18 protein-coding genes are annotated in these 24,577 nt (G+C 42.4%); 11 read left to right on the top strand and 7 right to left on the bottom strand.

Features of this window, described 5'->3' with window-relative positions; genetic code table 11:
- Positions 1-6 precede the first annotated feature (6 nt).
- Entirely contained in the window at positions 7-705 is a 699-nt protein-coding gene (locus tag V7K35_RS15545) for a hypothetical protein (protein WP_335080158.1), read from the top strand.
- A gap of 87 nt (positions 706-792) precedes the next feature.
- Here V7K35_RS15545 and V7K35_RS15540 read toward each other — a convergent pair whose 3' ends face one another.
- Positions 793-2,472, bottom strand: coding sequence for a transglutaminase family protein (locus tag V7K35_RS15540; RefSeq protein ID WP_335080157.1), 1,680 nt, complete (start codon positions 2,470-2,472; stop codon positions 793-795).
- Positions 2,473-2,963: 491 nt separating this feature from the next.
- On the opposite strand from V7K35_RS15540, the gene V7K35_RS15535 reads away from it, so the two are divergent.
- Entirely contained in the window at positions 2,964-5,834 is a 2,871-nt protein-coding gene (locus tag V7K35_RS15535; RefSeq protein WP_335080156.1) for a cation-translocating P-type ATPase, read from the top strand.
- A 62-nt stretch (positions 5,835-5,896) separates the two neighbouring features.
- Entirely contained in the window at positions 5,897-7,018 is a 1,122-nt protein-coding gene (recF, locus tag V7K35_RS15530) for a DNA replication/repair protein RecF (protein ID WP_335080155.1), read from the top strand.
- A gap of 403 nt (positions 7,019-7,421) precedes the next feature.
- Here recF and V7K35_RS15525 read toward each other — a convergent pair whose 3' ends face one another.
- Positions 7,422-7,706, bottom strand: a complete 285-nt coding sequence (locus V7K35_RS15525) for a hypothetical protein (RefSeq protein ID WP_335080154.1) — start codon at positions 7,704-7,706, stop codon at positions 7,422-7,424.
- Between the two features lie 345 nt (positions 7,707-8,051).
- Positions 8,052-8,690 (bottom strand): histidine phosphatase family protein, encoded by a 639-nt coding sequence (locus V7K35_RS15520; protein ID WP_335080153.1) that lies wholly within the window; start codon positions 8,688-8,690, stop codon positions 8,052-8,054.
- Between the two features lie 659 nt (positions 8,691-9,349).
- Here V7K35_RS15520 and V7K35_RS15515 point away from each other — a divergent pair.
- The 3 genes from V7K35_RS15515 to V7K35_RS15505 all read left to right on the top strand — a co-directional run bounded on the left by V7K35_RS15515 (position 9,350) and on the right by V7K35_RS15505 (position 13,682).
- Positions 9,350-11,242, top strand: a complete 1,893-nt coding sequence (locus tag V7K35_RS15515) for a lipoxygenase family protein (protein WP_335080152.1) — start codon at positions 9,350-9,352, stop codon at positions 11,240-11,242.
- Between the two features lie 88 nt (positions 11,243-11,330).
- Complete coding sequence (locus V7K35_RS15510; RefSeq protein ID WP_335080151.1) at positions 11,331-12,680, top strand: cytochrome P450; 1,350 nt, start codon at positions 11,331-11,333, stop codon at positions 12,678-12,680.
- Positions 12,681-13,100: 420 nt separating this feature from the next.
- On the top strand, positions 13,101-13,682 hold the full coding sequence (locus tag V7K35_RS15505) for a hypothetical protein (protein ID WP_335080150.1): 582 nt from the start codon (positions 13,101-13,103) through the stop codon (positions 13,680-13,682).
- On the opposite strand, the gene V7K35_RS15500 is transcribed toward V7K35_RS15505, so the two are convergent.
- Together V7K35_RS15500 and V7K35_RS15495 are read right to left on the bottom strand one after the other, a co-directional pair.
- The gene (locus V7K35_RS15500) at positions 13,653-13,853 is read right to left on the bottom strand and encodes a hypothetical protein (RefSeq protein WP_335080149.1); all 201 of its coding nucleotides are present in this window, start codon (positions 13,851-13,853) and stop codon (positions 13,653-13,655) included. The genes V7K35_RS15505 and V7K35_RS15500 overlap by 30 nt on opposite strands.
- A gap of 98 nt (positions 13,854-13,951) precedes the next feature.
- Positions 13,952-15,343, bottom strand: coding sequence for a malic enzyme-like NAD(P)-binding protein (locus V7K35_RS15495; protein WP_335080148.1), 1,392 nt, complete (start codon positions 15,341-15,343; stop codon positions 13,952-13,954).
- 536 nt (positions 15,344-15,879) lie between these two features.
- Here V7K35_RS15495 and V7K35_RS15490 point away from each other — a divergent pair.
- The 5 genes from V7K35_RS15490 to V7K35_RS15470 all read left to right on the top strand — a co-directional run bounded on the left by V7K35_RS15490 (position 15,880) and on the right by V7K35_RS15470 (position 21,502).
- A complete protein-coding gene (locus tag V7K35_RS15490) occupies positions 15,880-16,878 on the top strand; it encodes a helix-turn-helix transcriptional regulator (protein WP_335080147.1) in 999 nt (332 codons plus the stop codon).
- Positions 16,879-17,023: 145 nt separating this feature from the next.
- Positions 17,024-19,639 carry a TonB-dependent siderophore receptor gene (locus V7K35_RS15485; RefSeq protein WP_335080146.1) on the top strand — a complete coding sequence of 872 codons (2,616 nt, stop codon included), beginning with the start codon at positions 17,024-17,026 and terminating at the stop codon, positions 19,637-19,639.
- Positions 19,640-19,654: 15 nt separating this feature from the next.
- The gene (locus tag V7K35_RS15480) at positions 19,655-19,897 is read left to right on the top strand and encodes a hypothetical protein (RefSeq protein WP_335080145.1); all 243 of its coding nucleotides are present in this window, start codon (positions 19,655-19,657) and stop codon (positions 19,895-19,897) included.
- A gap of 50 nt (positions 19,898-19,947) precedes the next feature.
- Positions 19,948-20,178: a helix-turn-helix transcriptional regulator gene (locus tag V7K35_RS15475; RefSeq protein ID WP_335080144.1), complete on the top strand. Its 231-nt coding sequence runs from the start codon at positions 19,948-19,950 to the stop codon at positions 20,176-20,178.
- 67 nt (positions 20,179-20,245) lie between these two features.
- Positions 20,246-21,502: a PepSY-associated TM helix domain-containing protein gene (locus V7K35_RS15470; RefSeq protein WP_335080143.1), complete on the top strand. Its 1,257-nt coding sequence runs from the start codon at positions 20,246-20,248 to the stop codon at positions 21,500-21,502.
- 61 nt (positions 21,503-21,563) lie between these two features.
- On the opposite strand, the gene psbA is transcribed toward V7K35_RS15470, so the two are convergent.
- Both psbA and V7K35_RS15460 read right to left on the bottom strand, forming a co-directional pair.
- Complete coding sequence (psbA, locus tag V7K35_RS15465) at positions 21,564-22,646, bottom strand: photosystem II q(b) protein (protein WP_334794848.1); 1,083 nt, start codon at positions 22,644-22,646, stop codon at positions 21,564-21,566.
- A 344-nt stretch (positions 22,647-22,990) separates the two neighbouring features.
- The gene (locus V7K35_RS15460; protein WP_335080142.1) at positions 22,991-24,490 is read right to left on the bottom strand and encodes an MBOAT family O-acyltransferase; all 1,500 of its coding nucleotides are present in this window, start codon (positions 24,488-24,490) and stop codon (positions 22,991-22,993) included.
- Positions 24,491-24,577: the final 87 nt, after the last annotated feature.

The following is a 24,577-nucleotide window of genomic DNA, read 5'->3' as shown; positions in this document are numbered from 1 at the left end:
AATATTATGAGCAATCTATCTAGACTTCTCCAAGATATTAAAGAAAATCCAGTTATGTATATAGATAAGCCATCAATTACTCACCTTAGTTCCTTTGTAAGTGGGTGGTATTTCAGTCAAATAAATCACTTCGGATTCAATCCAGAAGGTTACCCAATGCAAGGATTTGACGAGTGGATGCAAGAAAGAGCAAAAACTACAGTTTCACGCTCATGGACTGAGATAATTCTGTTTCTTTGTCGGACTGAGAGAAATGCCTTCTACAGATTTTTTGAAGAATATGAGCAGTTTATAAAACACAAAGATGATTCCAAAATTCAAGAAAGTGAAGAAAAAGCTAGCCCTACTGAAGATAATTCAAAGTTTCGTCAATTTGATATTTACAACGAGATTTTAAAGGGCATAAAGAAAAGACCGGGTATGTACTTAAGAACTAGTCCAATCACTGAACTAGATATGCTTTTGCGAGGATATAGTCTGTCTCGAAGGGAAGTTGGCGTACCTCCAACAGAGCCAGAAAGGGAATTTGAAGGTTTTCAGTTATGGGTTCAAGAAAAATATGGAATTAACTCAGGTCAGTCATGGTCTAAAATAATTCTTTTCTATTCTGTAGACGAGCATGAGGCACTACAGAAATTTTTTGAATTGTTTGAAGAATACTTGAATAGGAACAAGAGTTTAGAAGTAAACGAAAATTATGGTTAAGCAAAAAGTATTAAGGTGCGTTAGCCTACGGCATAACACACCCTACTTACTTTCTGATAGTCTTTGCCCAATTCCCAATGCCCTAATTTAAAAAGGCGGTAATTCTTTAAGAATTGTGAACCGAATATGATTAATCGCCAAATCGCCAATAGGGATATCTTCTTTGGTTAGCCGCGCACCTTTGCTTGTCACAGTTTCAAAGGTGATACCTTTGCCAATTTCAATGTGATACCAGCATAAGCCCATAAAAAAGCGCGTCGGATAAGGCCCACCTTCAGCCACATCGTCAGGATTTGATTCCATTGGCAACCAGCCAAAATTCGGGACGTAGAACTCCAGCCAAACATGATTAAAGTCGGGTTGTAGCGGCACTCCTAGTAAGTCACTATGGGGAGGACATTTGTACCTACCTACGGTGCGGCAAGGGATGCCATTTAAACGGGATAAGGCAAGTAAAACGCCGACATATTCGCCACAGGAACCAACGCCCCTTTCTAAAACTGTATCTGGCGGGTCAATGTAAGGTTTAATACCGTAAGATAATTCATCATAGACGTAGTTGCGGATTTTGTGCATTTTCCGCAGCACATTGGTTTCAGAACCAATCGCTTCTCTGGCGGCACGGCGAACAATGGTAGTATCCATTGCTAAATCGTCGTCATCTACTAGGTAGCGTGTTTGTAATTCTGGGGATATTTTAGGTATATCTTCAACATCTCTTGGTGTGATGCGATACTTAATTCCTCTAACTTCCAAAAGTGCTTTCCAGCCAAATATATGTCGTTCTCCTGGGGTAAGAGAATCAAATTTAAAGACTGCTACACGTTGCCCCTCTACCACATCTTCAGTAAAGGGTATACCAATGGGTTCAACGTGTTTCACCTTTTGACGCTCAGTTTCCGAGGGTAGGGCGATGCGCCATTCCACATCAGGTAAATTAACTTCGTCTAAGGGTGCAATTTCCTCAGCATAGGACATTTCAATCAGATAACCATTAGAGAGGGCGTAACGTTTATCTGGCTGGTAATGATAATACAGGGGGTGAATAAAAGTGCGATCGCGGAACGTTAGCTCATGACTCGGATCAGCATTTGGGTTGTCCCGGATATAAGGCTCCTCTGAGGCGTAGGCGATGTAAATACTTTCTTTGCCTGTTTCGCCATTTTTATGGATTGCGATGCCTGTAGGAGATTCAAAGGGGGTCAGGACACTGAATTGAAGTTCTCCTGTTGCTCTGTCCATCGCGTAAACTGATTGTTCGGTGCGATCGCAAATCCACAGCATTTCTTGACTCACTGCCAAATTCTCTATCCCAACTCCAGGGGCATAAAATCTGGTAATCTCTTTCCGCGTTTGGCGGTCAAAAATCAAAATGTAGCCTAGTTTTTGGCAACTGACATAAACTGTTGTTTCCCAAACAGCAACGCCATCAGCCTCATAAGGCAATGTCACAAAATGTTCTAGATCCAAAGCATCGAGCTTGCACAAGTAAACACTATTTTCTCGGCTCACCCACAGGGTATCTTCCCACGCCGCCAGACCAGTGACATCAGTAAATTCTTTAACTTGATGGGGATTAATAATTTTGCTGTTGTCAGAGGTGGGATCAATCTCTAATAGATGCCCTTTAATACTGTCAATGGCAATCAGTCTGTCTTTAATGAAAGTAATGCCACACAGGGTAGCAGCAGTAAGCGGTCGAATTGTTTTTTGCCCAAACATCTGGCTTGCGGTCACAGTGGGGGGTGTGAAACTAATATTAAGCATATTTATTGAATGGTTTAGCACGCCGAAGCAATTTAAAATTAAAAATTCGGCTGGAAAAGTTTTCTAGGTGAGGAAACCCTACTAGCACACCAGTTCGCTTGAGCGGGGGTAAATACGCAAGCGATTGGCTCAACTTTGGGCAAAATTTAAGATGTTCGCGTAGCGGATAGCAGAGAAGAAATGCAATCGTGCCATGCATTTTGGCTATTAAGCAGATGTGAATTAAAAATAACGGCCTCAAATTAATTGTGACATATGCTATGTAACAAAGCTTCCAAGCTCTATTACTCATAATTATCGGTACAAACTTTTCCGAAAAACTCTTTCGTGAGAAATAATACTATCTGAAAAAAGGAGAAATTTACAAATGTTAAGAATTACAGATCCACTCATGCAACTGGGCGATCGCCTTAATGTAACTTTAAAAAATGGAATTCCTGCCATCACTAAATTATGATCGAATTTTGTAACCATTTCCTGTGACCTACACGATGTCTGCTAATTCTCTGCCTGAAGGTGCCGCCGTTTGGCATAGTTTAGAAGTTAATAAAGCGCTAGACCTGCTCGATAGTAACGCAGACAGTGGCTTAACATCCCAAGATATTCAACAGAGGTTGCAACAATACGGCCCCAACGAATTAGAAGAAACTGCTGGCCGTAGTGCTTGGGAAATTCTGCTGGATCAGTTCAAGAACATTATGTTATTGATGCTGATTGGCGTAGCTCTGATTTCGGGGTTTTTAGACCTGATGCGTTTGCAGTCGGGCAATTTGAAACCTGGTGAAGTGCCATTTAAAGATACGATCGCTATCTTAGCAATTGTCATCCTCAATGGCATACTCGGCTACGTCCAAGAAAGCCGTGCCGAAAAAGCCCTGGCAGCCCTGAAAAAAATGACCTCTCCCTTAGTGCGGGTCTTCCGCGACGCTAGACTGGTGGAGATAGCAGCTAAGGAACTAGTGCCAGGGGATGTAATGCAGCTGGAAGCTGGGATGCAGATAGCCGCAGATGGACGCTTGATTGAAGAGTCTAATTTACAAGTGCGGGAGTCGGCATTGACGGGTGAAGCCGAAGCTGTGAATAAACAGGCAACATTAAAATTACCCGAAGAAACAGATTTAGGCGATCGTCTAAATATTGTGTTTCAAGGAACTGAAGTAGTCCAAGGACGGGCGAAGGTTCTGGTGACTAACACCGGAATGACTACTGAACTAGGCAAAATTGCCACCATGTTGCAGGCTGTGGAAAGTGAGCCGACACCTTTACAGCAGCGGATGACTCAACTGGGCAATGTCCTGGTTACAGGTTCTTTGATTCTCGTGGCGATCGTCGTTGCTGGTGGTGTGATCCAGGACGGAGGTTTTAAAAACATCCAAGAACTCTTGGAAGTTTCCTTGAGTATGGCTGTTGCTGTAGTGCCAGAAGGTTTACCTGCGGTAATTACTGTTACCCTGGCACTGGGAACTCAGCGAATGGTGCGCCAGAATGCCTTAATTCGCAAATTGCCAGCAGTGGAAACATTGGGTTCTGTAACTACCATCTGTTCTGATAAAACCGGTACCCTGACTCAAAATAAAATGGTGGTGCAATCGGTTTCCACTAACGACAAAACCTTTCGCGTCACTGGAGAAGGTTATGCTCCCATAGGGGATTTCCAGTTAGATGGTCAAAAAATTTCCCTAGAGGAATCGCCAGAAATATCAGCGTTATCAGTCGCCTGTGCCGTTTGTAATGATTCGGTGTTGCAAAAAGAACAAGGGGAATGGGCGATTTTGGGAGATCCCACAGAGGGGGCATTATTAACACTGGCGGGAAAGGCGGGAATTGAAAAAGACCAGTGGAGCAGTAAATTAACTCGCGTTGCGGAGTTTCCCTTTTCCTCGGAACGCAAGCGGATGAGCGTGATTTCTCAGGTGCAGCAAGTCGCAACAGGTGAAGCATCTTCGAGAGGTGTTGACCCAGCCATCGCTGGTTTCCTCCAATCTGAACCTTACTTAATGTTTACCAAAGGTTCTCCAGAATTAACCTTGGGACGTTCCACTCAGATTCATTTGGGCAATCGTACAGCCCCTTTGACCGAAAAACAACGCCAGAAAATTTTGGCAGAAAATGACCAAATGGCGAGTAAAGGTTTGCGGGTGCTAGGTTTTGCCTACAAACCCCTGGCACAGATCCCACCGGAAGGTTCAGATGAAGTATTTGAGCAAGACTTGGTGTGGCTAGGATTAGTAGGAATGCTAGATGCGCCACGCCCAGAGGTGAGGTTAGCTGTGCAAGAGTGTCGGGATGCAGGCATTCGCCCAGTGATGATTACCGGTGACCACCAGTTAACAGCACGAGCGATCGCTACCGATTTGGGAATCGCCCAAGAAGATAATGCCTCCGGTGTCCGCCTACTCACAGGTCAAGAATTGCAGCGGATGAATGACCAGGAATTAGAGCAAAATGTTGACCTGGTGAGCATCTATGCTAGGGTTTCCCCAGAACACAAACTGCGAATTGTCCAAGCATTGCAACGCCGGGGCAGATTTGTAGCGATGACAGGCGATGGTGTAAACGATGCCCCAGCCCTCAAACAAGCCGACATCGGTATTGCAATGGGCATTACTGGCACTGATGTAAGTAAAGAAGCCAGTGATATGGTGTTACTTGATGACAACTTTGCCACCATTGTCAGCGCCACCAAAGAGGGTAGAGTTGTTTATACCAATATTCGCCGCTTTATCAAATACATCCTGGGCAGTAACATTGGCGAAGTTCTGACAATTGCAGCCGCACCCTTAATTGGTTTGGGAGGCGTTCCCCTTACCCCCTTACAAATTTTGTGGATGAACTTGGTCACAGACGGTTTACCAGCTTTGGCATTAGCTGTGGAACCTCCAGAACCGGATGTGATGAAACGCCCACCTTTTAGTCCGCGCGAAAGTATTTTCGCTAGGGGATTGGGTTCTTACATAATTCGCATTGGTATAATCTTTGCCATTATCACCATTGCCTTGATGTGGTGGGCTTATCAACATACCCATGCCGCTGGGTATCAGGGCGATCGCGATGCTTGGAAGACAATGGTATTCACTACCTTGTGTATCGCCCAAATGGGTCATGCGATCGCTATTCGTTCCAACAACCAATTGACCATTGAGATGAATCCCTTTTCCAATATATTTGTACTAGCAGCTGTTGTTGTAACCACGATTTTGCAACTGATGCTAGTTTACGTCCCACCCCTGCGAGATTTTTTTGGTACTCACTACCTGAATATGCAGGAATTGGGGGTTTGTATTGGCTTCAGTGCCCTAATGTTTGTGTGGATTGAAGCGGAGAAGATATTTTTGCGGATTATGGGCAAGAAGGCCGTCTAAAAAAGAGATTTTAGATTTTAGATTTATCTTTAATCTAAAATCCAAAATCCAAAATCGCACTTATGTACCTCAAAACTCTAAACCTCCGACAATTTCGCAATTATCAAGACCAAAAGGTTGAGTTTAATGCTGCCAAAACAATTTTGGTAGGTAATAACGCTCAGGGAAAGTCGAATTTGTTGGAGGCGGTGGAGTTGCTGGCGACATTGCGATCGCACCGAATGACCCGCGATCGCGATTTAGTTCAAGAAGGGGAAGCTATAGCTCAAATTAATGCTACTCTAGAGCGACAAACAGGCGTGAGTGACCTTACCTTAACCTTACGCCGCAACGGTCGCCGTAGCGTTGCTCTCAATGGTGAATCTATCCGCCGTCAAATGGATTTTCTCGGCGTTCTGAATGCAGTCCAATTTTCTAGCCTGGATTTAGAACTAGTACGCGGCGGCCCAGAAGGTCGCCGCAACTGGTTAGATACACTCTTAATTCAACTTGAACCAGTTTATGCTCACATTTTGCAGCAGTATAATCATGTGTTACGCCAGCGCAATGCTTTTTTAAAAAAAACTCAAGACTCAGCACCCAGCAATCAGGATTCAGAACTGGCGGTGTGGGATGCACAGTTAGCCACCACAGGGACACGGGTAATTAGACGACGCGATCGCGCTATACAAAGATTAGCTCCCATTGCTAGTGCTTGGCACGCCAGTATCAGCGGCAGTACAGAAGTTCTACAAATTAAGTACGTGCCTAATATTCCTTTAGAGGATAATCAGCCAGAAGAAGTCCAGCAAGCTTTTTTAGCAAAAATTCAACAGCGAGCGATCGCTGAAATGCACCAAGGTACTACTCTGGTCGGTCCCCATCGAGACGAAGTAGAATTAACTATTAACCAGACACCCGCTCGTCAATACGGTTCTCAAGGTCAACAACGAACGCTGGTTCTAGCCTTAAAATTAGCAGAATTACAATTAATTGAAGAAGTCGTCAAAGAGCCACCGCTGCTATTACTAGATGATGTTCTTGCCGAGCTAGATTTGTCCCGCCAAAATCAATTGCTTGATGCTATTCAAGACCGCTTTCAGACGCTGATTACTACCACTCATTTGGGTTCTTTTGATTCCCAATGGTTAAAGTCCTCCCAAATTCTTTTTGTGAAGGCAGGAGAAATAATCCCACAAATCTAATAATTCGTAACCGTTCACAGGATAATAAACGCTACAGTCAAAAATGCGTTACTGAGGTGGTAGATTAAGAGTCATGGATGAAAACTGCCTCGCCTGTTGACTGTTGTGACTACCCTTAAATCTTAGCGTCGGAACGTTTTGGAATTTATAACTCAAGCCGTTAGTGCTAAACGCCAGGGTCAACCAACTCCTTCTTTACTTCCACAAGTTCCTGCCGAGTAAAGTTGCTGTCAAAAATGCTGCTTAAAACCCACGAATTTATACAGTTTTATTTCCTAAATTGAATCAGTCTGCTCTCTACAGATACTTGGTGTATTCCTACTCTTAGCTACGTGCAGCGTTCACATACAGAATCAGACAAGCGATGTCTAAGGGCGGGCTATTTGGGATTGCGCTATTGCGGCTAATCATCTGTTTGAGAAGTTTGAGCATCTTCAACAGGACTGGTAATTGGGAAAGAAATAGGATTAGTAGATGGGGTTAGTGAATCTAACTGAGGTTGTTCGAGTGATGCTTCGATGCTTGAATCATTCAAATAGGAGGCGAATATTTTATCATAGTTAGAAGCAACAGCTAAAAAAGCGCCACCCAAAATATAGATAGGTAATGGCAGATTAAATTCTTGCAACCAGTCAAACAGTTCTGCTAAGGCAAACAGCACCAAAAAGCAGGCAAGCCAAACCTTCATATTTTCATTCTCTGGATTGAGACAACTCTATTACTAGCTTAAATAGCTTGCATAAGGGACTGACAAAAAATAAATTATCCAAAATTATTTGTACATTTACAGGGGATCTTGGACAAGATCCCCTACTTATACCATTTCTTTGTGAGGCTGCGCCAAATTTTCTTGGCTTCTTATTTATTTCTTTGCTTGTAAATGCAGTTCCAGCTATTCTCCAATCGCTTTGTGAAAGTTTAGGATGGCAAACTACTAGTACAACACGGTGTAAATAGAGCAACCATTTAAAAACCCTAAAGAGCTTATTCCGTAATACTTTTGACTTCCGCCTTGCGGTGCTAGTAAGGACTATTATGTTCCCGGACGAAAGCGAATACGATCGGGTATATGATGGCGATCGCCCAATATTTCTAACAAAGGACCATTAACGTCAAATTTAACCATACTTACCGAGGCGACCAAAATATTCACCCGATAGCGATAGCGTCCCAAATCAATTCCCAATAAACTGCAAAGCATAATCCGAATCGTGGCTTTATGGGAAACTACTAAAACATTACCTTGAGAATGTTTTTCTTGAATTTCAGCAATTACAGTCATAGAACGGTTAGCAATATCTACCGCAGTTTCTCCACCTAGTGGTGCATTCCAAGCGGGTTCTGTCAACCATTTTACATAATTTTCTGCGTAATTCTCTTGGGTAAACGATTTACTCTTAGTTTCCCATTCACCGTAACTACCTTCTCTAAGTCCGTCACGCAACTGCATATCCATACCGATAGCATCACAAAATGGCTTGGCAGTTGCAATTGTGCGCTTCATCGGGCTTACATAAACAGCCTCCCACTTCAATTTTTGATAAACATCGGCAAAACTCTCTGCCATCTGCATCCCTTCTTTTGTCAACTGGGCATCAGTTTTACCGCAGAAATTACCACTTTGACTAAAAGTAGTTTCTCCATGTCGCAGTAAATATAAATTGAGTGTCATAGCTTGTATCGCGATTGGGATAAAAGAGTTTGTGCAAAAATAAAATACCATCAATCTCGCAATCGAGTATGTGACAACAGGACAAAGTAATCAACCAAAAAAGTCAATCAACCACAAACTTTTGATTTCGTTGACAAAAGTAGCGGTTCCAACTGGTACTATTGATGTATTAAATATTTTTTTACCCCTCCCTAACCCTCCCCGATATATTGGTGAGGGGACTGGATTTTCTGGTTTCCCCCCTTTATAAGGGGGGTGATAAAAATCACAGTCAAACACTTTTCAAACATCCTCTAAGGCTCAACGCTGTGACGTGCCACTATTCCTTTGAATATGTTTTTAGTTGAGATTCCTTTAATGAAAGCTAGAAATTTCTGGTTACTAATGAATCTGAGGATTTTGTTTATTATGAATCAGTTAGAAGTAAGCGATAAACTATATAAAATTTCTTTGAGAAAAATTAAAAATTTCAATTTGATTGCAATTAGGACTTACGCAAAAATTGCTAAAAAGCTTAATTTATCGAACCGCCAAGACGCCAAGAGCGCCGAGAATTCGTAGAGTGTGCGTAAGTCCTAGCAATAATACATTTAGCTAACTCAAATTTGTGCATCCTCAACTGTTAAAGTTATCTAAACCACTACATGTGAATAGGGGCAATGACTGCTTCATCATCAGATAATTCGATAACTTACCCAAGTACTTATAGTCTATACATCACTAGGCAAGAGTATAAATATAACTATACCTATATTCCATCTATTGCTATGGTGGATCAGGTTTCTGCTGCGGAAGAGTTCACCACTAATTGGTATTTTTTATTAGCCCAGCAGTTACGAGTTCTTTTTGTGAATACCTTGATTGTCAATAGAGGAAATCAGGGTTCTGAATCGATTCGTGATGATGTCGAAAGGTTTATTTTAGAAGCCTTAATCAAGGGAGCAATACCAGCCCAAATCAGCATTCTGGTGAGAATCCTACAAATTATCCCCCAGCTTTTGCTTAAACAGATATCTCAGGATGTTAGAGAACTCGACGATCTTTTCTTTTCTATTCTTAAAGAAAACGGACTTGTGATCCTCAGAGATACTCTAAATCAGGTAATCACCCTTCTATATGAAGGACAACCCACAGGACATGCAACCAGTCTCAAGGACTACGAAAATTTGTTTGTGGTGATTGGTGTACCAGCGATCGCCAAAACTTACCAAGAAGATGAAGTATTTGCATACATGCGAGTAGCTGGCTACAATCCCGTGATGATCGAGCGAGTAACTACTCCAGGCGATCGCTTCCCAGTCACAGAGGAACATTACCAAGCAGTGATGGGAACTGACGATTCATTAGCAGCAGCAGGAGAAGAAGGAAGGCTCTACTTAGCTGACTATAAAATTTTATCCGGTGCGATCAACGGTACATTCCCACATGAGCAAAAATATGTCTATGCTCCCCTAGCACTGTTTGCCTTACCTAAAGGCTCAGACCCCACCCGTCTATTGCGTCCGATAGCCATTCAATGCGGTCAAACCCCAGGATCAGATTATCCAATCATTACCCCTAATTCCGGTAAATACGCTTGGCTTTTTGCCAAAACAGTTGTCCAAATAGCAGATGCCAACTTCCACGAACCGATTACTCACCTAGCAAGAACTCACCTGTTAGTTGGTGTTTTTGCGATCGCAACCTATCGACAACTGCCACTTACCCATCCCCTAAGAATTCTGCTGCGCCCGCATTTTGACAGTACCTTAGCAATTAACGATGCTGCCCAACGGATTCTGATTGCTCCTGGCGGTGGTGTCGATAGATTACTCTCAGCATCAATCGATAACTCCCGCGTTTTAACAGTGCTGGGGTTACAAAGCTATGGGTTCAATAGTGCCATCTTGCCTAAGCAATTCCAAGAGCGCGGTGTGGATGATCCCAACCTATTGCCTGTTTATCCTTATCGGGACGATGCACTATTAGTTTGGGATGCCATTCATCAATGGGTTTTGGACTATCTGAATTTATATTACCTTACCGATGAAGATATTCAAAAAGACACAGCCCTGCAAGCATGGGCAGCTGAAATATCAGCTTATGATGGTGGTCGTATCCCCGATTTTGGTGAGAATGGGGGCATTAAAACGCTCAATTACCTGAATGATGCCATTACACTGATTATTTTCACCGCCAGCGCTCAACATGCTGCGGTTAATTTTCCGCAAAAAGATTTCATGAGCTATGCCGCGGCCATCCCAATGGCAGGTTATTTACCAGCCTCAACTCTCAAAAGAGAAGTTACTGAGCAAGACTATCTGAATTTGCTCCCCCCCTTAGATCAGGCGCAACGGCAATACAATTTACTCAGCTTATTGGGATCTGTATACTATAACAAGCTGGGCGAGTATCAGCAAGGATACTTTACAGACCAGAAAATAAAACCATTGTTACAGGCATTCCAGAGTAATCTTCAGCAGGTAGAAGATACGATTAAGCAACGTAATTTGCACCGGACAACATATGAGTATCTGCTTCCTTCTAAAATTCCTCAGAGCATCAATATCTGAATTAGGGAAGGGAGACAAGGAAAAAAAGGAAATAACCAATGCCCAATGTTTTATGAACAATGACCACTAAAACTCCAAAGTAAATATTATGACACTTAAAGATAAAGTCCTACAAGGTCATGATCGCCAGCTTTGGCTTGCACCTATACTAGCCAAAGTAGGTTATGACACTGCGATCGGCAAGTTTTTGCGCTTAGTTTTTTATTACATGGATGCCTCAATCATCCTCAACGCATGGCGAGACTTTCTCTACATCCGAAAGGACAATATTGGAGACAAATATTTTGCTGTGGATCAAGCAATTATGCATTCTTCTCACTCGCAGGTGAAGGAACTAATGCAAACCCAGCCACAGCTGCGGGGAAATGATTTAGGTATCATCAGAATATTAGCTCCTAGCTACCTGCTAGATAATCCTCTGAGCTTAGGAACTAACGGTAACGAACACACAGGACTGCGTGCTGTGTTCTTACAAGCCTTACCGGAACCGTCTGAACAGATAGACTTTTTAGGGTATCTAGTTGAGCAAAGCCTGTTAGAGGCTGCTAGACACAGCAAATTACATATCGGCAACGATTTGCCAAAGATTATGCTGTCGATTTTGCACCAACTGGTTTTTCAGATATCTTTATCTGAGGAAGAAATCACAGCATCGAGTGGTTACATTAAAGGTTTTGTTCTGGCATCTTTACCAAATTTTATTAGCAAGTATTTGCTAGCAATATTAACAGCGCCAAATATTCGGCATCGTCAGTATTTAACCAAGCGATATAAACAATCTGCCAGATGGGCATCTTACTTTGAAACAGGCGCTCAATATCAGTTAAACGAACACCAAATCGCTAATAGCCTTTTTGATATGATTCATCTTGCTGGTACTGCCGGTACGAGTGCGCTTTTAGGATCTGTTATTGGTGTTCTATGTCTGGATAATGCCCTCAGAAATGATGTATTGTCAGAAGTCAATGCTGTTTGGAATGCCAAGGAAAGTTTAGATCCAGACGCTCTAGAACAGTCAACACTTCTCAATCAAGTGATTTTGGAAACAGCTCGTCTCTATCCACCTGTGCGATTTGTTAGCCAACTCACCACTGAAGCAGGTGAAGTTGAGATTGGAGAACAAAAATGTCCATTCCAAAAAGGTACTCGCTTGCTTGGCTCTATTTTGACGGCTAATCGGGATGCCAATAAATACCAAAATCCAGATGATTTTGACCTAACACGGAATTTTTCAGATATCTTATCTTGGAACGGTGAAGGGCATGAGCGAGCCTGTCCTGGTAGAACCTTATCAATTGGCTTTATCAAGATTTTCTGCTTACATCTGTTCAAGAACTATCAATGGGACTCAATTACAGAAGTCAAGTGGGATTTTGAAAAAGTGACTGCCGTTACTCCTAATAGTTTAGTGCTACAAGGTTTTGCTCCACGGCTATGAGTGAACATGTCAGGTTTGGAATTAGAGAATGTTTTAGAAGACTCAAAAAATATTTTATCCCCCCTAACAACCCTTAAAGGGGGGGATAAGAAGTTAAAACCTATCCTTGAAAGAGTGAATTTAGGGTAATAGACCTCTTGCATAAGTCGAATAGACCCCCCTTAATCCCACGCCACTTGCTACAACGGAGGGAACCTCCGCAACGCAGTGGCTCCCCGATATATTGGGGGGAAACTTGAAATCTTGCCCCCTCCCCAATATATCGGGGAGGGTTGGGGAGGGGTGATTCAAGGATTTTTGCAAGAGGTCTAATATTCATCTGTTTAATGGATCGCCAAATTTTTAGACATTCTCTTATAAGCCTGTAATCATTTTTATTTTTTGTATGTATTACTTACGAAGTAGGAACTACAAATTAGTATGGCTGAATTAATCGAGAAAAAGCAACTCAATAACATTGCAACCTGGATGATTCCAATCAAACAAACAAACTTACCATCTGTCCTTAAGGGTGTATTTTTTCTGGATGGTAATCCACTGCCAGATACTTGCATCACTATGTACAATTTAGAATGGGATACACAGAAAAGAAGTTTGGATTTACCAGTCTTTGCACCGTTGCAGTGGACTTTTCATAACTCGATTGGTGGTTGGATATTACTACATTTAATTCAATGGTTTAAAGTAACTTACAAAATTCAGTTTACAGATGAAACTTTGCAGCAAGCTCAAATCATCCCTTTTTTGTTAGGAATAGAAATTTCAACATCGATTGTAAGTTTTACAATGTCTCAAGACAAAAATTCTCCCAATGGAGATATCTGGCACAGAAAAAACGTTTGGTTCGGCGGATTTTCTAGGGCTGGGGAGTATACTCTCCGCAAGGTTGTTGGTGAAGATGGTCGTTATACTCCAGCTTTTAACAATATGCTTACTAGGGTTCCAAATGAATGTTTAGTGATTGCAAGAAACTTAAAAGACAACGCATATAATAATTATTAAAAAGCCTACTTCCTCTTCATCTAAAACAGCGCCTACCAAAAATTCATCTGCTGTTTTCTCGACAGCCGTACCTTTGAAGAAGTCACGATTCAGGCTGGTGTACAACTCCAATGGATGAATCAACAGGAAATATTGCAAATCTTCTTCGCTGATAATCTTGCGTTCTACCATTGAATAGGTATTAGCAGCGATCGCAAGGAGATTGCATAGAAAAATGTGCTGTGGGACGGGCGAGACGCTTATCCCACAAAAGTCGTTCTTTTAGCTAATTAATTCCGAGCAATACCTTCTTGACGCGCTGCACGTTGCACAGCAGCAGCAACAGCAGTGACGACACGCTCATCAAAGACTGAAGGAATAATATGTTCCCGAGCCAAGTCTGAAGGCTTGACTAAGGAGGCGATCGCACTTGCGGCTTCCAGATACATTGTGGTGGTAATTGCCTGGGCCCGACAATCTAAAGCACCACGGAATACCCCAGGAAAAGCGAGGACGTTATTAATTTGATTTGGGTAATCACTGCGACCAGTAGCGATCACAGCAACATATTCACTAATTAATTCTGGCTGAATTTCTGGTATTGGATTTGCCATTGCAAACACAATTGCATCTTTCGCCATTGAATGCACCATTTCTGGTGTCAAAACTCCCGGTACACTGACACCAATAAAGACATCTGCCTCTTGCATTGCACCCGCTAATGTGCCTTGAGCTTTCACAGCAAATTCAAGTTTTTCTTCTGTCAAATCGGTACGACTGGTAGAGATAATCCCTTTAGAGTCGCACATCCAGATTTTTTCTGCCCCAGCTTTACGGAGTAATCGAGCGATCGCCACTCCAGCCGCCCCAGCACCATTAATCACGATCTTGATTTGGGCCATTGACTTATTTACCAGCTTTAGGGCATTAAACAACGCGGCCAAGGTGACAATTGCTGTACCGTGCTGGTCATCGTGAAAAACGGGGATATCTAACTCCTGGCGTAATCTCTTTTCAATTTCAAAGCAGCGAGGTGCAGCGATATCCTCTAAATTCACACCCCCAAAAACTGGAGCGATATTCTTAACTGTCTGGATAATCTCTTCTGTATCTTGGGTGGCGAGACAAATGGGAAAAGCATCTAGCCCAGCAAATTCTTTAAATAGCATTGCTTTACCTTCCATGACTGGCAGAGATGCTGCTGGTCCCAGATTTCCCAATCCCAAAACGGCACTACCATCGGTAACAATCGCAACAGTATTTTGTTTGATGGTTAATTTGTAAACCTCCTCTGGATCTTGAGCGATCGCTGTACAAATTCGACCGACTCCGGGCGTGTAAGCCATTGCTAAATCAGACACACTTCTTAGGGGAATTCTGCTAGTAATGCTGATTTTGCCCCCGCGATGCAAATTAAAGGTGCGATCGTAGACGCTGAGTAACTTAATGTCTGGCAATGCTTTGACTGCTTGCACAATGGTTTCAGCATGTTCGGTACTAGCAGCATCCACAGTCAGATCGCGGATGGACTCTTTGCGGGTTTGCTCGATTAAATCGATTTGACCAAGATTACCGCCAGTGGTAGCGATCGCCTGGGTTATCGACGCCAACATCCCTACACGATTGGGAATCTGCAAGCGCAGCGTCAAACTAAAACTAGAATTAGGAGTTAGGTCTGCCATGTTGATTTTGGATTTTAAGTTTTAGATTTTATATTAAATTGAGACGAAAACTAAAATTTGAGATTTGTAGTCAGTGGAAACACAATGAATGTAAACTTTTGAGGGAACCCTCAGTAGTTAGTTTACTCACTACTCACAGTTTTGATAATTATTTTTATTTATACCAATGCATTCACTAATATAAATGAGTAACAATTTAGTAATTGTACCCAAATACACCAGATATTTTTTTAATATTTTATCTGTGTAAATATTTGTATAACTATAGCTCCATGAAAAAAGCGCCCTTTAGACAGAGAGCGTGAATTACAGGCGCGTAGGCGTAGCCCGTCGTAGACATCGTTGCCACAGGTACTGCCTCACCACTGTACGTTCGCTCATTTTGTCAGGGTGAGAGGAATTAATGCCTTGAGGGAAAAGGAATATGACGATAAGCAGTACTAGCAGCATTTTCCGGTAGTCTGTAGAACATGCTGTAGACATGACTCTCCCTACTAATGGATACTATTTCTCAATAAGTAGTTGAGAGTATTACCATGACCATTCGTCTAACTGGGACAGAAGACTTTGGGGAATTTTGCCAGGATGTGCAGTTGTTTAATGACTATGAAGGAAAAGAACAATTGTCTACTTGGTTTGGTAAATACAGCTTTCGCTGGACTGGGTTTCGCCATAATCTTGGGTTAGGAATTCATAACAATGAGTATTCTCAACCAGTAATTTTTGAGCAAAAACACGATGACTCACCTTTGCTGACATCTAAGTTTTTTCTGTCTAGTGGTGTCAGAACTGTTACACCAAATGTGCCCGGAGTCAGTGACGATTATGAAGAAGTTGCAGGTTATAACTACTTATTTTGCTTGCCTGATGTTCGGGAGTTTGAACATTTTAATGTAAACCAACGCACTGAGTGTATCAGTATTTATTGGTATCCTGATTTACTTAATAGTTTCCAGGGAAGCTTTGAAGAGTTGCCTACTTTGCTTGAGCAGTTGAGAGAAAATCCAATAAAAGAGCGCTTCCATCAGCCGTTAGAAGCAACCACACCTGCAATGTGGTTAGTACTCAAACAAATATTGCAGTGTCCGTTTCGAGAAAAACTTAGACAAATGTATTTAGAAGCAAAAGTGTTAGAACTACTGACACTTCAGATTGCACAATGGGGGGAAAATCATCAGGTATTAAAGCGATCGCTCCATTTCCGTGCCGATGAAATTGAACGTTTGCATCACGCCAAAGCTATTTTAAATCAAAGGCTGCCACATCCACCTTCTCTACTAAATTTAGCCAAAGAAATCGGACTCAATGACTTTAAGCTCAAACGCGGATTTCGAGAAGTGTTTGGGACTACGGTATTGGGATATGTGCAATTTTTGCGGCTAGAGCAGGCAAAACAGCTACTCCGAGGCACTAATTTGCTAATCGCACAAATTGCTTATCAAGTGGGATACGAAAGTACGAGTCATTTTAGCTATCTGTTTAAGCGGCAATTTGGCATGACTCCTAGAGAATATCGTCAGCCAAAAGGCTTGTAGTAAAAGGAACATCCCGATTCCGATAAAAAAAAATCCGGTTTCAGATATTTGCCCTTACCTGAATTTTGTATTCTCATAAACAGAGTTATATAAAATAATTCTCAACTATCGACTCTGTTTTGAGAAATCCGGTTGGGTGTGTGGAATGATGAAACTGTTGCGTAGGCGTAGCCCGTCGTTGAGATCGCTGTTTATTTCCTGTTTTTTTATTGCTGTGGTCATACAACCAACTCAGGCAAAGCAAGTAACTGAAATTCAAAGTGTACAAGAACTAGACCGTTCTGCAAGAACAGTCAAAGAATGGTTTGCTCAAATAGAACAGCAGAACCCACCAGCCCAAAGCCAGGAAGGTGAAGTTATACAAGTGACTTCTGTGAAGGCAAACCCCACATCTAACGGTGTGGAGGTGATTTTACAGACTTCCATTGGGCAACAATTACAAGTAGTGAATCGTTCTTCTGGCAATAACTTTATTGCTGACATTCCCAATGCTCAACTGCGTTTAGCTAATGGTGATGCATTCACATTTCGTTCTACTAAACCAATTGCAGGGGTTAGTGAGATCACAGTTACTAACTTTAATGCCAATACTATCCGGGTGAGTGTAACGGGGGAAGCAGGTGTACCAATTGTTGAGTTGTTTGACAGTCAAGATGAGGGTATTATCTTCTCTGTGGCAACTGCTTTACCCTCCACACAGTCACAGCAGCAACCTCAAACGCAACCAACTCAGCCAGAAACTCAGACACAGCCTAGTCTTCCATCAACACAGGGCGATGAACCGATTGAGCTTGTAGTCACGGGTGAACAAGATGGATACACTGTGCCAGAAGCATCAACTGCAACTTTAACTGATACACCTTTACGTGATATTCCTCAGTCGATTCAGGTAGTTCCCCAACAGGTAATCAAGGATCAGGGAATCACCCGGATTGTGGATGCGGTTCGCAATGTATCTGGGACTCAGATAGGAGGAGGCTATGGCAATCTTTTCGGTGAAGTCAGAATTCGTGGTTTTTCGGCCGATAGCTTGGTAGATGGGTTTACTGGTTTACTTCCTGTCAATGGTGCCAACATTGAACAAGTGGAAGTGCTTAAAGGTCCAGCTTCAGTACTGTTTGGAGAAGGAGATCCGGGTGGTCTGGTAAATTATGTGACGAAAAAACCTTTGAGCAATCCCTATTATTCTGCTAGTTTCACGGCTGGCAGGTACGATTACTACAATCCTGCAATCGACCTATCTGGTCCACTGACAACCGATAAAAAATTATTGTATCGTTTGAATATTTCCTATGAAAATTCTGGCAGCTATCGGGATTACATTGAAAACGATATATCATATCTCTCTCCGGTTATCAGCTACAAAATTAGTGATGCCACAACTTTAGACTTCGCCTATGAATATCTCAATTCTAAACAAGGGTTTGATCGAGGCTTTAGTCCAGAAGCAATCTATTTAACGTTGCCCAGAAATCGGAATTTAGCTCAACCCGATGATTTTTCCAATACTGAAAGCCATCGCCTCGCGCTAACACTCAATCAGCAGTTTGGTGAAAATTGGCGGCTGAGAAGCAGATTTTCCGCACAATTTGATGAAGGTAGTGAAAAAGTTACCCAAATTGGCAATCCTCTTTTAGAGGATGGTCGAACGTTGCCGCGACAGCAGTATGGTGATGGTCCAAATTATACACAAAGTTATGCTCTGCAAACCAACTTAATTGGTAAATTCAACACGGGTGCGATCGCCCATCAACTGCTGTTAGGTCTGGACTGGAGCCATCGCAGATCTGATACCAATAACGCTTATGGTATTGATGATTTCCCTTCGATAGATATTTTTGAGCCAAACTATAATGTTCCCTTGCCTGACCGCATCTATAGCGGCCCTTATACCAATAAAAATAACGGCATAGGAATTTATCTGCAAGACCAGGTGACATTGTTGCCCAATCTGAAGTTGGTTCTAGGCGGGAGATATGACTTTGCTGACACAACCACTGAAGATTTTAGTATTCCTGATGAGCCGCAAAAGTCTGGATTTAACTCTCAAGCCTTTTCACCACGTGTAGGGATTGTTTATCAACCAATCGAACCGATTTCGCTGTACGCCAGCTACAATCGCTCTTTTGTATCCAACTTAGGGACTCTAAAAGTAGGCCGGACGCAAATAGAGCCTTCATTCAGTACACAGTACGAAGTCGGCATCAGAGCTGAACTTTTAGACAAGCGACTTTCAGTAAACCTTGCAGCCTATGACATTACTAAAACAAATATCCCCACTACAGACCCTAACAACGACCAATTCTCAATTGCAATTGGAGAAGTGAAAAGTCGAGGAATTGAACTGGATGTAGCCGGGGAAATTTTACCGGGTTGGAAAGTCATTGCCTCTAGTTTTCTCAATGATGCTTATGTTAGTAAAGGTTATGCCGGACTTCCCGAAGGTCGCCATCTGACAAATGCACCATATCATGGCGCGAGTTTCTGGACAACTTATGAATTTCAAAAGGGTAACTTGCAAGGATTACAGTTTGGTGCGGGGTTGTTTTTTAAAGGCGATCGCACTGCCAACATCGATGATCCGTTTACTCTACCGTCTTATGTCACAACCGATGCCTTAATCGCTTACAAACGGGATAATTGGCGGGTTGCGCTCAACTTTAAGAATATCTTCAATGTCAAATATTACGAATCAAACGACTATCTTACCTTCCCCCAAGCGCCATTTACGCTACAGGGCACAATTTCAGTGACCTTTTGACCCCACCCTAATCCTATGCCACTTGTAGGTTTTTTACAAGAATACTTGAAAAGTGCCTCAGGGCGATCGCTTATCGCCGGAATCATCTTGTGGTCTGGTTGGCGCAAGCTGATGGCAGGCTTCAAAATTAAGTGGTATGCCCACCCCAAGCGGCTTACAGCAGAATTCAAGTATTTGAACCACATCTATCGTAGGGGCACAGCAATGCTGTGCCCCTACCGCGTGGTCTATTTACCTGAAAATAGCTGTAATCTTTGATCACGGTATTGAGATATGTGCAACAGTCAAGGCGGTTAGGACATTAACAGATGATAAAACTTAGACACAAAAAGGCTTTTCACCCAGTCCCCAGTCCCTTGCTATATGTGCAATCCCTGCGGCTAGAGCAGGCAAAACAGCTACTCCGAGGCACTAATTTGCTAATCGCAGAAATTGCTTATCAAGTGGGATACGAAAGTACGAGTCATTTTAGCTATCTGTTTAAGCGGCAATTTGGCATGACTCCTAGAAAATATCGTCAGCCAAAAGGGAGAGGCTAGCACCTGCCGTAGGATGCCCGAACGCAAGAGCGTTTTCTTTAGGAGAAGGGCTGTAAAGGATTTCCCGATGAGCGACTGCCGTCGGGATTGCCGGACTTGTAGAAACTGGCGTGGAATTGAGGGCGGTAATCCGGGGAACAATAAAAAGCTACCTCCTTATCCTACCAATTGCTTAAACTTGAAATTGTGCAAAGGAGTGTTTACCTTGAGTAATAAAAAACTACGTAACTGGATATTTACCCTACATCGTTATTTGGGTCTAGCACTAGGACTGATTGCAATCATCATCGGATTGACGGGTAGTTTATTGGTTTTCCACACAGAAATTGACAACTTTGATCAGCATCTTCAAAGTGGCAGCATTATCCTTCAAGGAAAACAACTACCCATCGAAGCTGTTGTCAACACTGTCAAAAAAGCCTACGCCGACCAACCAGACGCAACTATTCAACGGTATTACCCGTCCACAAAGTCAGATCAGTCAATAAAGGTTATCCTTAAAACCAAAGAAAGTGATTGGCTGCCAATCTACGTCAACCCCTACACAGGGGTAATCCTCAACCCCAACTCCAAGCCAAGTTCGCTCCAAAAGATATTTTTAGACATTATCTATCCACTCCATTACACCCTCTTAAGTGGTGACATTGGCACGAAGTTTGTGGGCATTGTGGGATTACTGTTCACAATCTTGAGCATTACAGGCATTATTTTATGGTCTGGTTGGCGCAAGTTGATTGCTGGCTTCAAAATAAAATGGAATGCTCATCCCAAATGGGTTAATTTTGATGTTCATAAAGTTGCTGGTGTGATTACAGCCACGTTTCTAGTCTTTACCTTTTTCACAGGCTTTTGCTGGAACTTTTCTGAATTTGTCAACCCGATAATCTACGCACTCACCTTCTCCAAACCTCAACCCGATTTGGTTTCTGTACCTATTTCCGGTCAGTTGCCGCTAGGATTAAAAGACCAGTTAAAAATCGCTCAAGCTGCCTTGCCCAATGCATCACTTAGTCTAATTGGCTTTCCAAGTAAACCAGAAGAGACTTTTTGGTTTAACTTTAATCTTGGCGATGTTTCTCTTGACCAGTATAGCGGTAAGGTTTTACAAGTATCTACGACGGCAACTGCTTCATTAGGCGATCGCATCCTCAATTCCTTCAGCGATTTGCACTACGGCACCTTTTGGGGACTTCCATCCCGTATTTTCTACATGTTTGTGGGATTTGCACCGTTGATTTTATTTATTACTGGTTTTCTGATGTGGAAGCATCGTTATCGGACAAAATCTCCTACAGAATTTATTAACCAGTCCCTTTTAAGGTAATTACAACTAAAAAGCGCCCCCCATTTCTGGAGGGCGCTTCTTATTTAGCTAATCTTCATAATTAACCGTTGATAGCAGGAGCAGTCATTGCTACAGGAGTAACTTCACCAGCAGCTAAGTCAAGGGGGAAGTTGTGAGCATTGCGCTCGTGCATTACTTCCATACCCAAGTTAGCGCGGTTGATTACGTCTGCCCAGGTGCTGATGACGCGACCTTGAGAGTCAATGATTGACTGGTTGAAGTTGAAACCGTTCAAGTTGAACGCCATTGTGCTGATACCCAAAGCGGTAAACCAGATACCGATGACAGGCCAAGCTGCGAGCAAGAAGTGCAATTGACGGCTGTTTTGGAATGATGCGTATTGGAAAATTAAACGACCGAAGTAGCCGTGGGCTGCAACGATGTTGTAGGTTTCTTCTTCTTGACCAAACTTGTAACCGTAGTTTAATGATTCGGTTTCGGTGGTTTCACGCACCAAGGAAGAAGTTACTAGAGAACCGTGCATTGCAGAGAACAAGGAACCGCCGAATACACCAGCCACACCTAACATGTGGAAGGGGTGCATCAAGATGTTATGTTCTGCTTGGAACACAATCATGAAGTTGAATGTTCCGCTTATACCCAAAGGCATACCATCAGAGAAAGAACCTTGACCGATGGGGTAGATCAAGAATACTGCGGTAGCGGAAGCTAAAGGTGCGCTGTAAGCTACGCAGATCCAAGGACGCATACCTAAGCGGTAAGAAAGTTCCCACTGACGACCCAGGTAGGTAGCGCAACCGATCAAGAAGTGGAAAACTACTAACTGGTAAGGACCACCATTGTACAACCACTCATCTAAGGAAGCAGCTTCCCAGATTGGGTAAAAGTGCAAGCCGATGGCGTTTGAAGAAGGAACAACTGCACCAGAAATGATGTTGTTTCCGTAGATCAAGGAGCCTGCAACTGGTTCGCGGATACCATCAATGTCTACAGGAGGAGCAGCGATGAAGGCAATTACGAAGCAGGTGGTAGCAGCTAGCAGGGTTGGAATCATCAGTACACCGAACCAACCGACATAAATACGGTTGTCAGTGCTGGTGATCCACTCGCAAAAGCGATCCCATACGTTAGCGTCAGAGCGCCGTTGTAAGGTTGTGGTCATGGTTTTATAAGTGCTATGAATTGTTAAATATGGAACAAGCGGATTCATTATCGCCTGTTAAATTTCAGTCTAGATTAATTTACTTTGATCTGATCTGTGACTTAATATTCTTTAACAATCTCATCAAATATTCCTAATATAAACAATAGTGATAAAAGTAATAGATTGAGACTTTGTAAGCGATTTCAACACCAAACTAGCTATTTAACTAAATGACGCGATCGCCTAGTTAATTGTCTTTACATTCCTTTACAAATAACCTATTGAAAAAATTTTAAGTTTTGTTGATTTGTAACGAAATAATAAGTTGTAGATTGTCTTATGTTTTTATTGATTGTAGAAGCTTAAAAATCAAAGTAGATGTAGGGCAAACTGCCTTCAGGAGCTAATAACCAAACAGCGTAGAAACATAGAGGGACGAAGACAAGCTTAAGAGGCCAATTAAACTCTAACTTCAGCATCCGGTTAAAGGCATAGACTACAGCCATAAGGGCAGCTAAAGCTAGAAGTACCCAAGTGAGTTGGTATTGGCTCATATTTAAGGCTTCTACATAGACCTTTTCAGCAAACTGGGCGTCAGCTGGATAACCCCAAAGATGTCGAATTACCAAAGAAGAGTCTTGGAGATTAGGTAAGCGGAACCAGATCCAAGAGGTAAAAACCATCAGTTGGGTCAATAACCAAGCGACAAAGATACCCAGAGGATTTTGCCAGAATTGTTTTAGATTTTCAAAGCGATCGCTCATCGTATTTGTAAGTCGATGAACCACCAAGGCTAACCCGTGGAATATGCCCCAAACAACATAACCTAAAGCAGCACCGTGCCAGATACCAGCGATTAGCATCACAATAAATAAATTCCAGGAGGTACGCACTAAACCTCGACGGGAACCACCCAAAGGAAAGTAGACATAGTTACGTAGCCAATCTCCTAGAGTCATGTGCCAGCGCCGCCAAAATTCTCCAATATTGGTGCTGAAGTAAGGAAAGTCAAAATTCTCAGGTAGAACCAAGCCGAAAAGCAAAGCACTACCACGGGCAATGTCTACGTAACCGTTGAAATCTAGATATAATTGCAAGCCGTAGGCGAATGTAGCTAACCAGAGATCGGTACTACCCGCCCGTTGTAAGTTACCAAAACATAAATCAACGAAAATTCCCAGGTGGTCTGCCAAAATACCTTTTTTGACCGCGCCCCTAGCAATTAACCACAGCGCCTCAGATACTCTATCGGCACTGGGGAAGGTTAGGGTATTGAATTGATTTGCTAAGTTGTGGTAGCGCGTAATCGGGCCGGAAATCAGTTTGGCAAAGAACAATTTGTAGGTGGCAAATTTGAGGAACTCCTCAGTCGCAGGGGCACCACGATAGACATCTATTAAATAAGCAATGCATTCAAAGGTAAAAAATGAAATTCCCAAGGGTGCAATCAATTTAAAAGAGCTATCTGGTGAATTTGTTTGCACATGAAAAACAAACTTTAATAAAGGGGTAAAATACTTAAAAACTAATAATAGTAGAACATTTAGAGTTATCCCCAGCCACAAAAGTTTTAGACGACGACGATTCCAATCACCTTGGGCAAATTGCCACTCTTCATTGGAAATTTGCAAGTCAAGAGAATGTTTTCCTGGTGATGTGTTTTTTCCAATTTCCAACCCCACAAGGAAATTAATAAATGTCAATGCTAATAGTAATGGGATGTACTGGATATGCAAAGATGCATAGAAAACCAAACTAGCAATTAGCAGCGTCCACAATCGCAATCTCTGTTGTGCTAAAGACCAGTAAATCCCTAACACACTCAACAAGAACAGCCCATAGAAAATTGATATAAAGTTCATTTGTTATTTGTTATGGAACATTGGGCATTGGGCGCTTGTACTGAACGGTGTTGAAATATTGGGTATTGGGCATTGGGCACTTGTACT

Source organism: Nostoc sp., from assembly GCF_036917275.1.
Taxonomy (GTDB): Bacteria; Cyanobacteriota; Cyanobacteriia; order Cyanobacteriales; family Nostocaceae; genus Nostoc.
The sequence above is the reverse complement of the archived record's forward strand: the minus strand, read 5'-3'. Positions and strand labels throughout refer to the sequence as shown.

Bases quoted from the DNA above. Each gene is read 5' to 3' on its own strand.
- psbA (WP_334794848.1), bottom strand. From the start codon at position 22,646: ATGACCACAACCTTACAACGGCGCTCTGACGCTAACGTATGGGATCGC.
- V7K35_RS15500 (WP_335080149.1), bottom strand. From the start codon at position 13,853: ATGGTAGAACGCAAGATTATCAGCGAAGAAGATTTGCAATATTTCCTG.
- V7K35_RS15515 (WP_335080152.1), top strand. From the start codon at position 9,350: ATGACTGCTTCATCATCAGATAATTCGATAACTTACCCAAGTACTTAT.
- V7K35_RS15485 (WP_335080146.1), top strand. From the start codon at position 17,024: ATGATGAAACTGTTGCGTAGGCGTAGCCCGTCGTTGAGATCGCTGTTT.
- V7K35_RS15535 (WP_335080156.1), top strand. From the start codon at position 2,964: ATGTCTGCTAATTCTCTGCCTGAAGGTGCCGCCGTTTGGCATAGTTTA.
- V7K35_RS15495 (WP_335080148.1), bottom strand. From the start codon at position 15,343: ATGGCAGACCTAACTCCTAATTCTAGTTTTAGTTTGACGCTGCGCTTG.
- V7K35_RS15510 (WP_335080151.1), top strand. From the start codon at position 11,331: ATGACACTTAAAGATAAAGTCCTACAAGGTCATGATCGCCAGCTTTGG.
- V7K35_RS15540 (WP_335080157.1), bottom strand. From the start codon at position 2,472: ATGCTTAATATTAGTTTCACACCCCCCACTGTGACCGCAAGCCAGATG.
- V7K35_RS15475 (WP_335080144.1), top strand. From the start codon at position 19,948: ATGATAAAACTTAGACACAAAAAGGCTTTTCACCCAGTCCCCAGTCCC.
- V7K35_RS15545 (WP_335080158.1), top strand. From the start codon at position 7: ATGAGCAATCTATCTAGACTTCTCCAAGATATTAAAGAAAATCCAGTT.
- V7K35_RS15460 (WP_335080142.1), bottom strand. From the start codon at position 24,490: ATGAACTTTATATCAATTTTCTATGGGCTGTTCTTGTTGAGTGTGTTA.
- V7K35_RS15520 (WP_335080153.1), bottom strand. From the start codon at position 8,690: ATGACACTCAATTTATATTTACTGCGACATGGAGAAACTACTTTTAGT.
- V7K35_RS15505 (WP_335080150.1), top strand. From the start codon at position 13,101: ATGGCTGAATTAATCGAGAAAAAGCAACTCAATAACATTGCAACCTGG.
- recF (WP_335080155.1), top strand. From the start codon at position 5,897: ATGTACCTCAAAACTCTAAACCTCCGACAATTTCGCAATTATCAAGAC.
- V7K35_RS15490 (WP_335080147.1), top strand. From the start codon at position 15,880: ATGACCATTCGTCTAACTGGGACAGAAGACTTTGGGGAATTTTGCCAG.
- V7K35_RS15470 (WP_335080143.1), top strand. From the start codon at position 20,246: ATGAGCGACTGCCGTCGGGATTGCCGGACTTGTAGAAACTGGCGTGGA.
- V7K35_RS15480 (WP_335080145.1), top strand. From the start codon at position 19,655: ATGCCACTTGTAGGTTTTTTACAAGAATACTTGAAAAGTGCCTCAGGG.
- V7K35_RS15525 (WP_335080154.1), bottom strand. From the start codon at position 7,706: ATGAAGGTTTGGCTTGCCTGCTTTTTGGTGCTGTTTGCCTTAGCAGAA.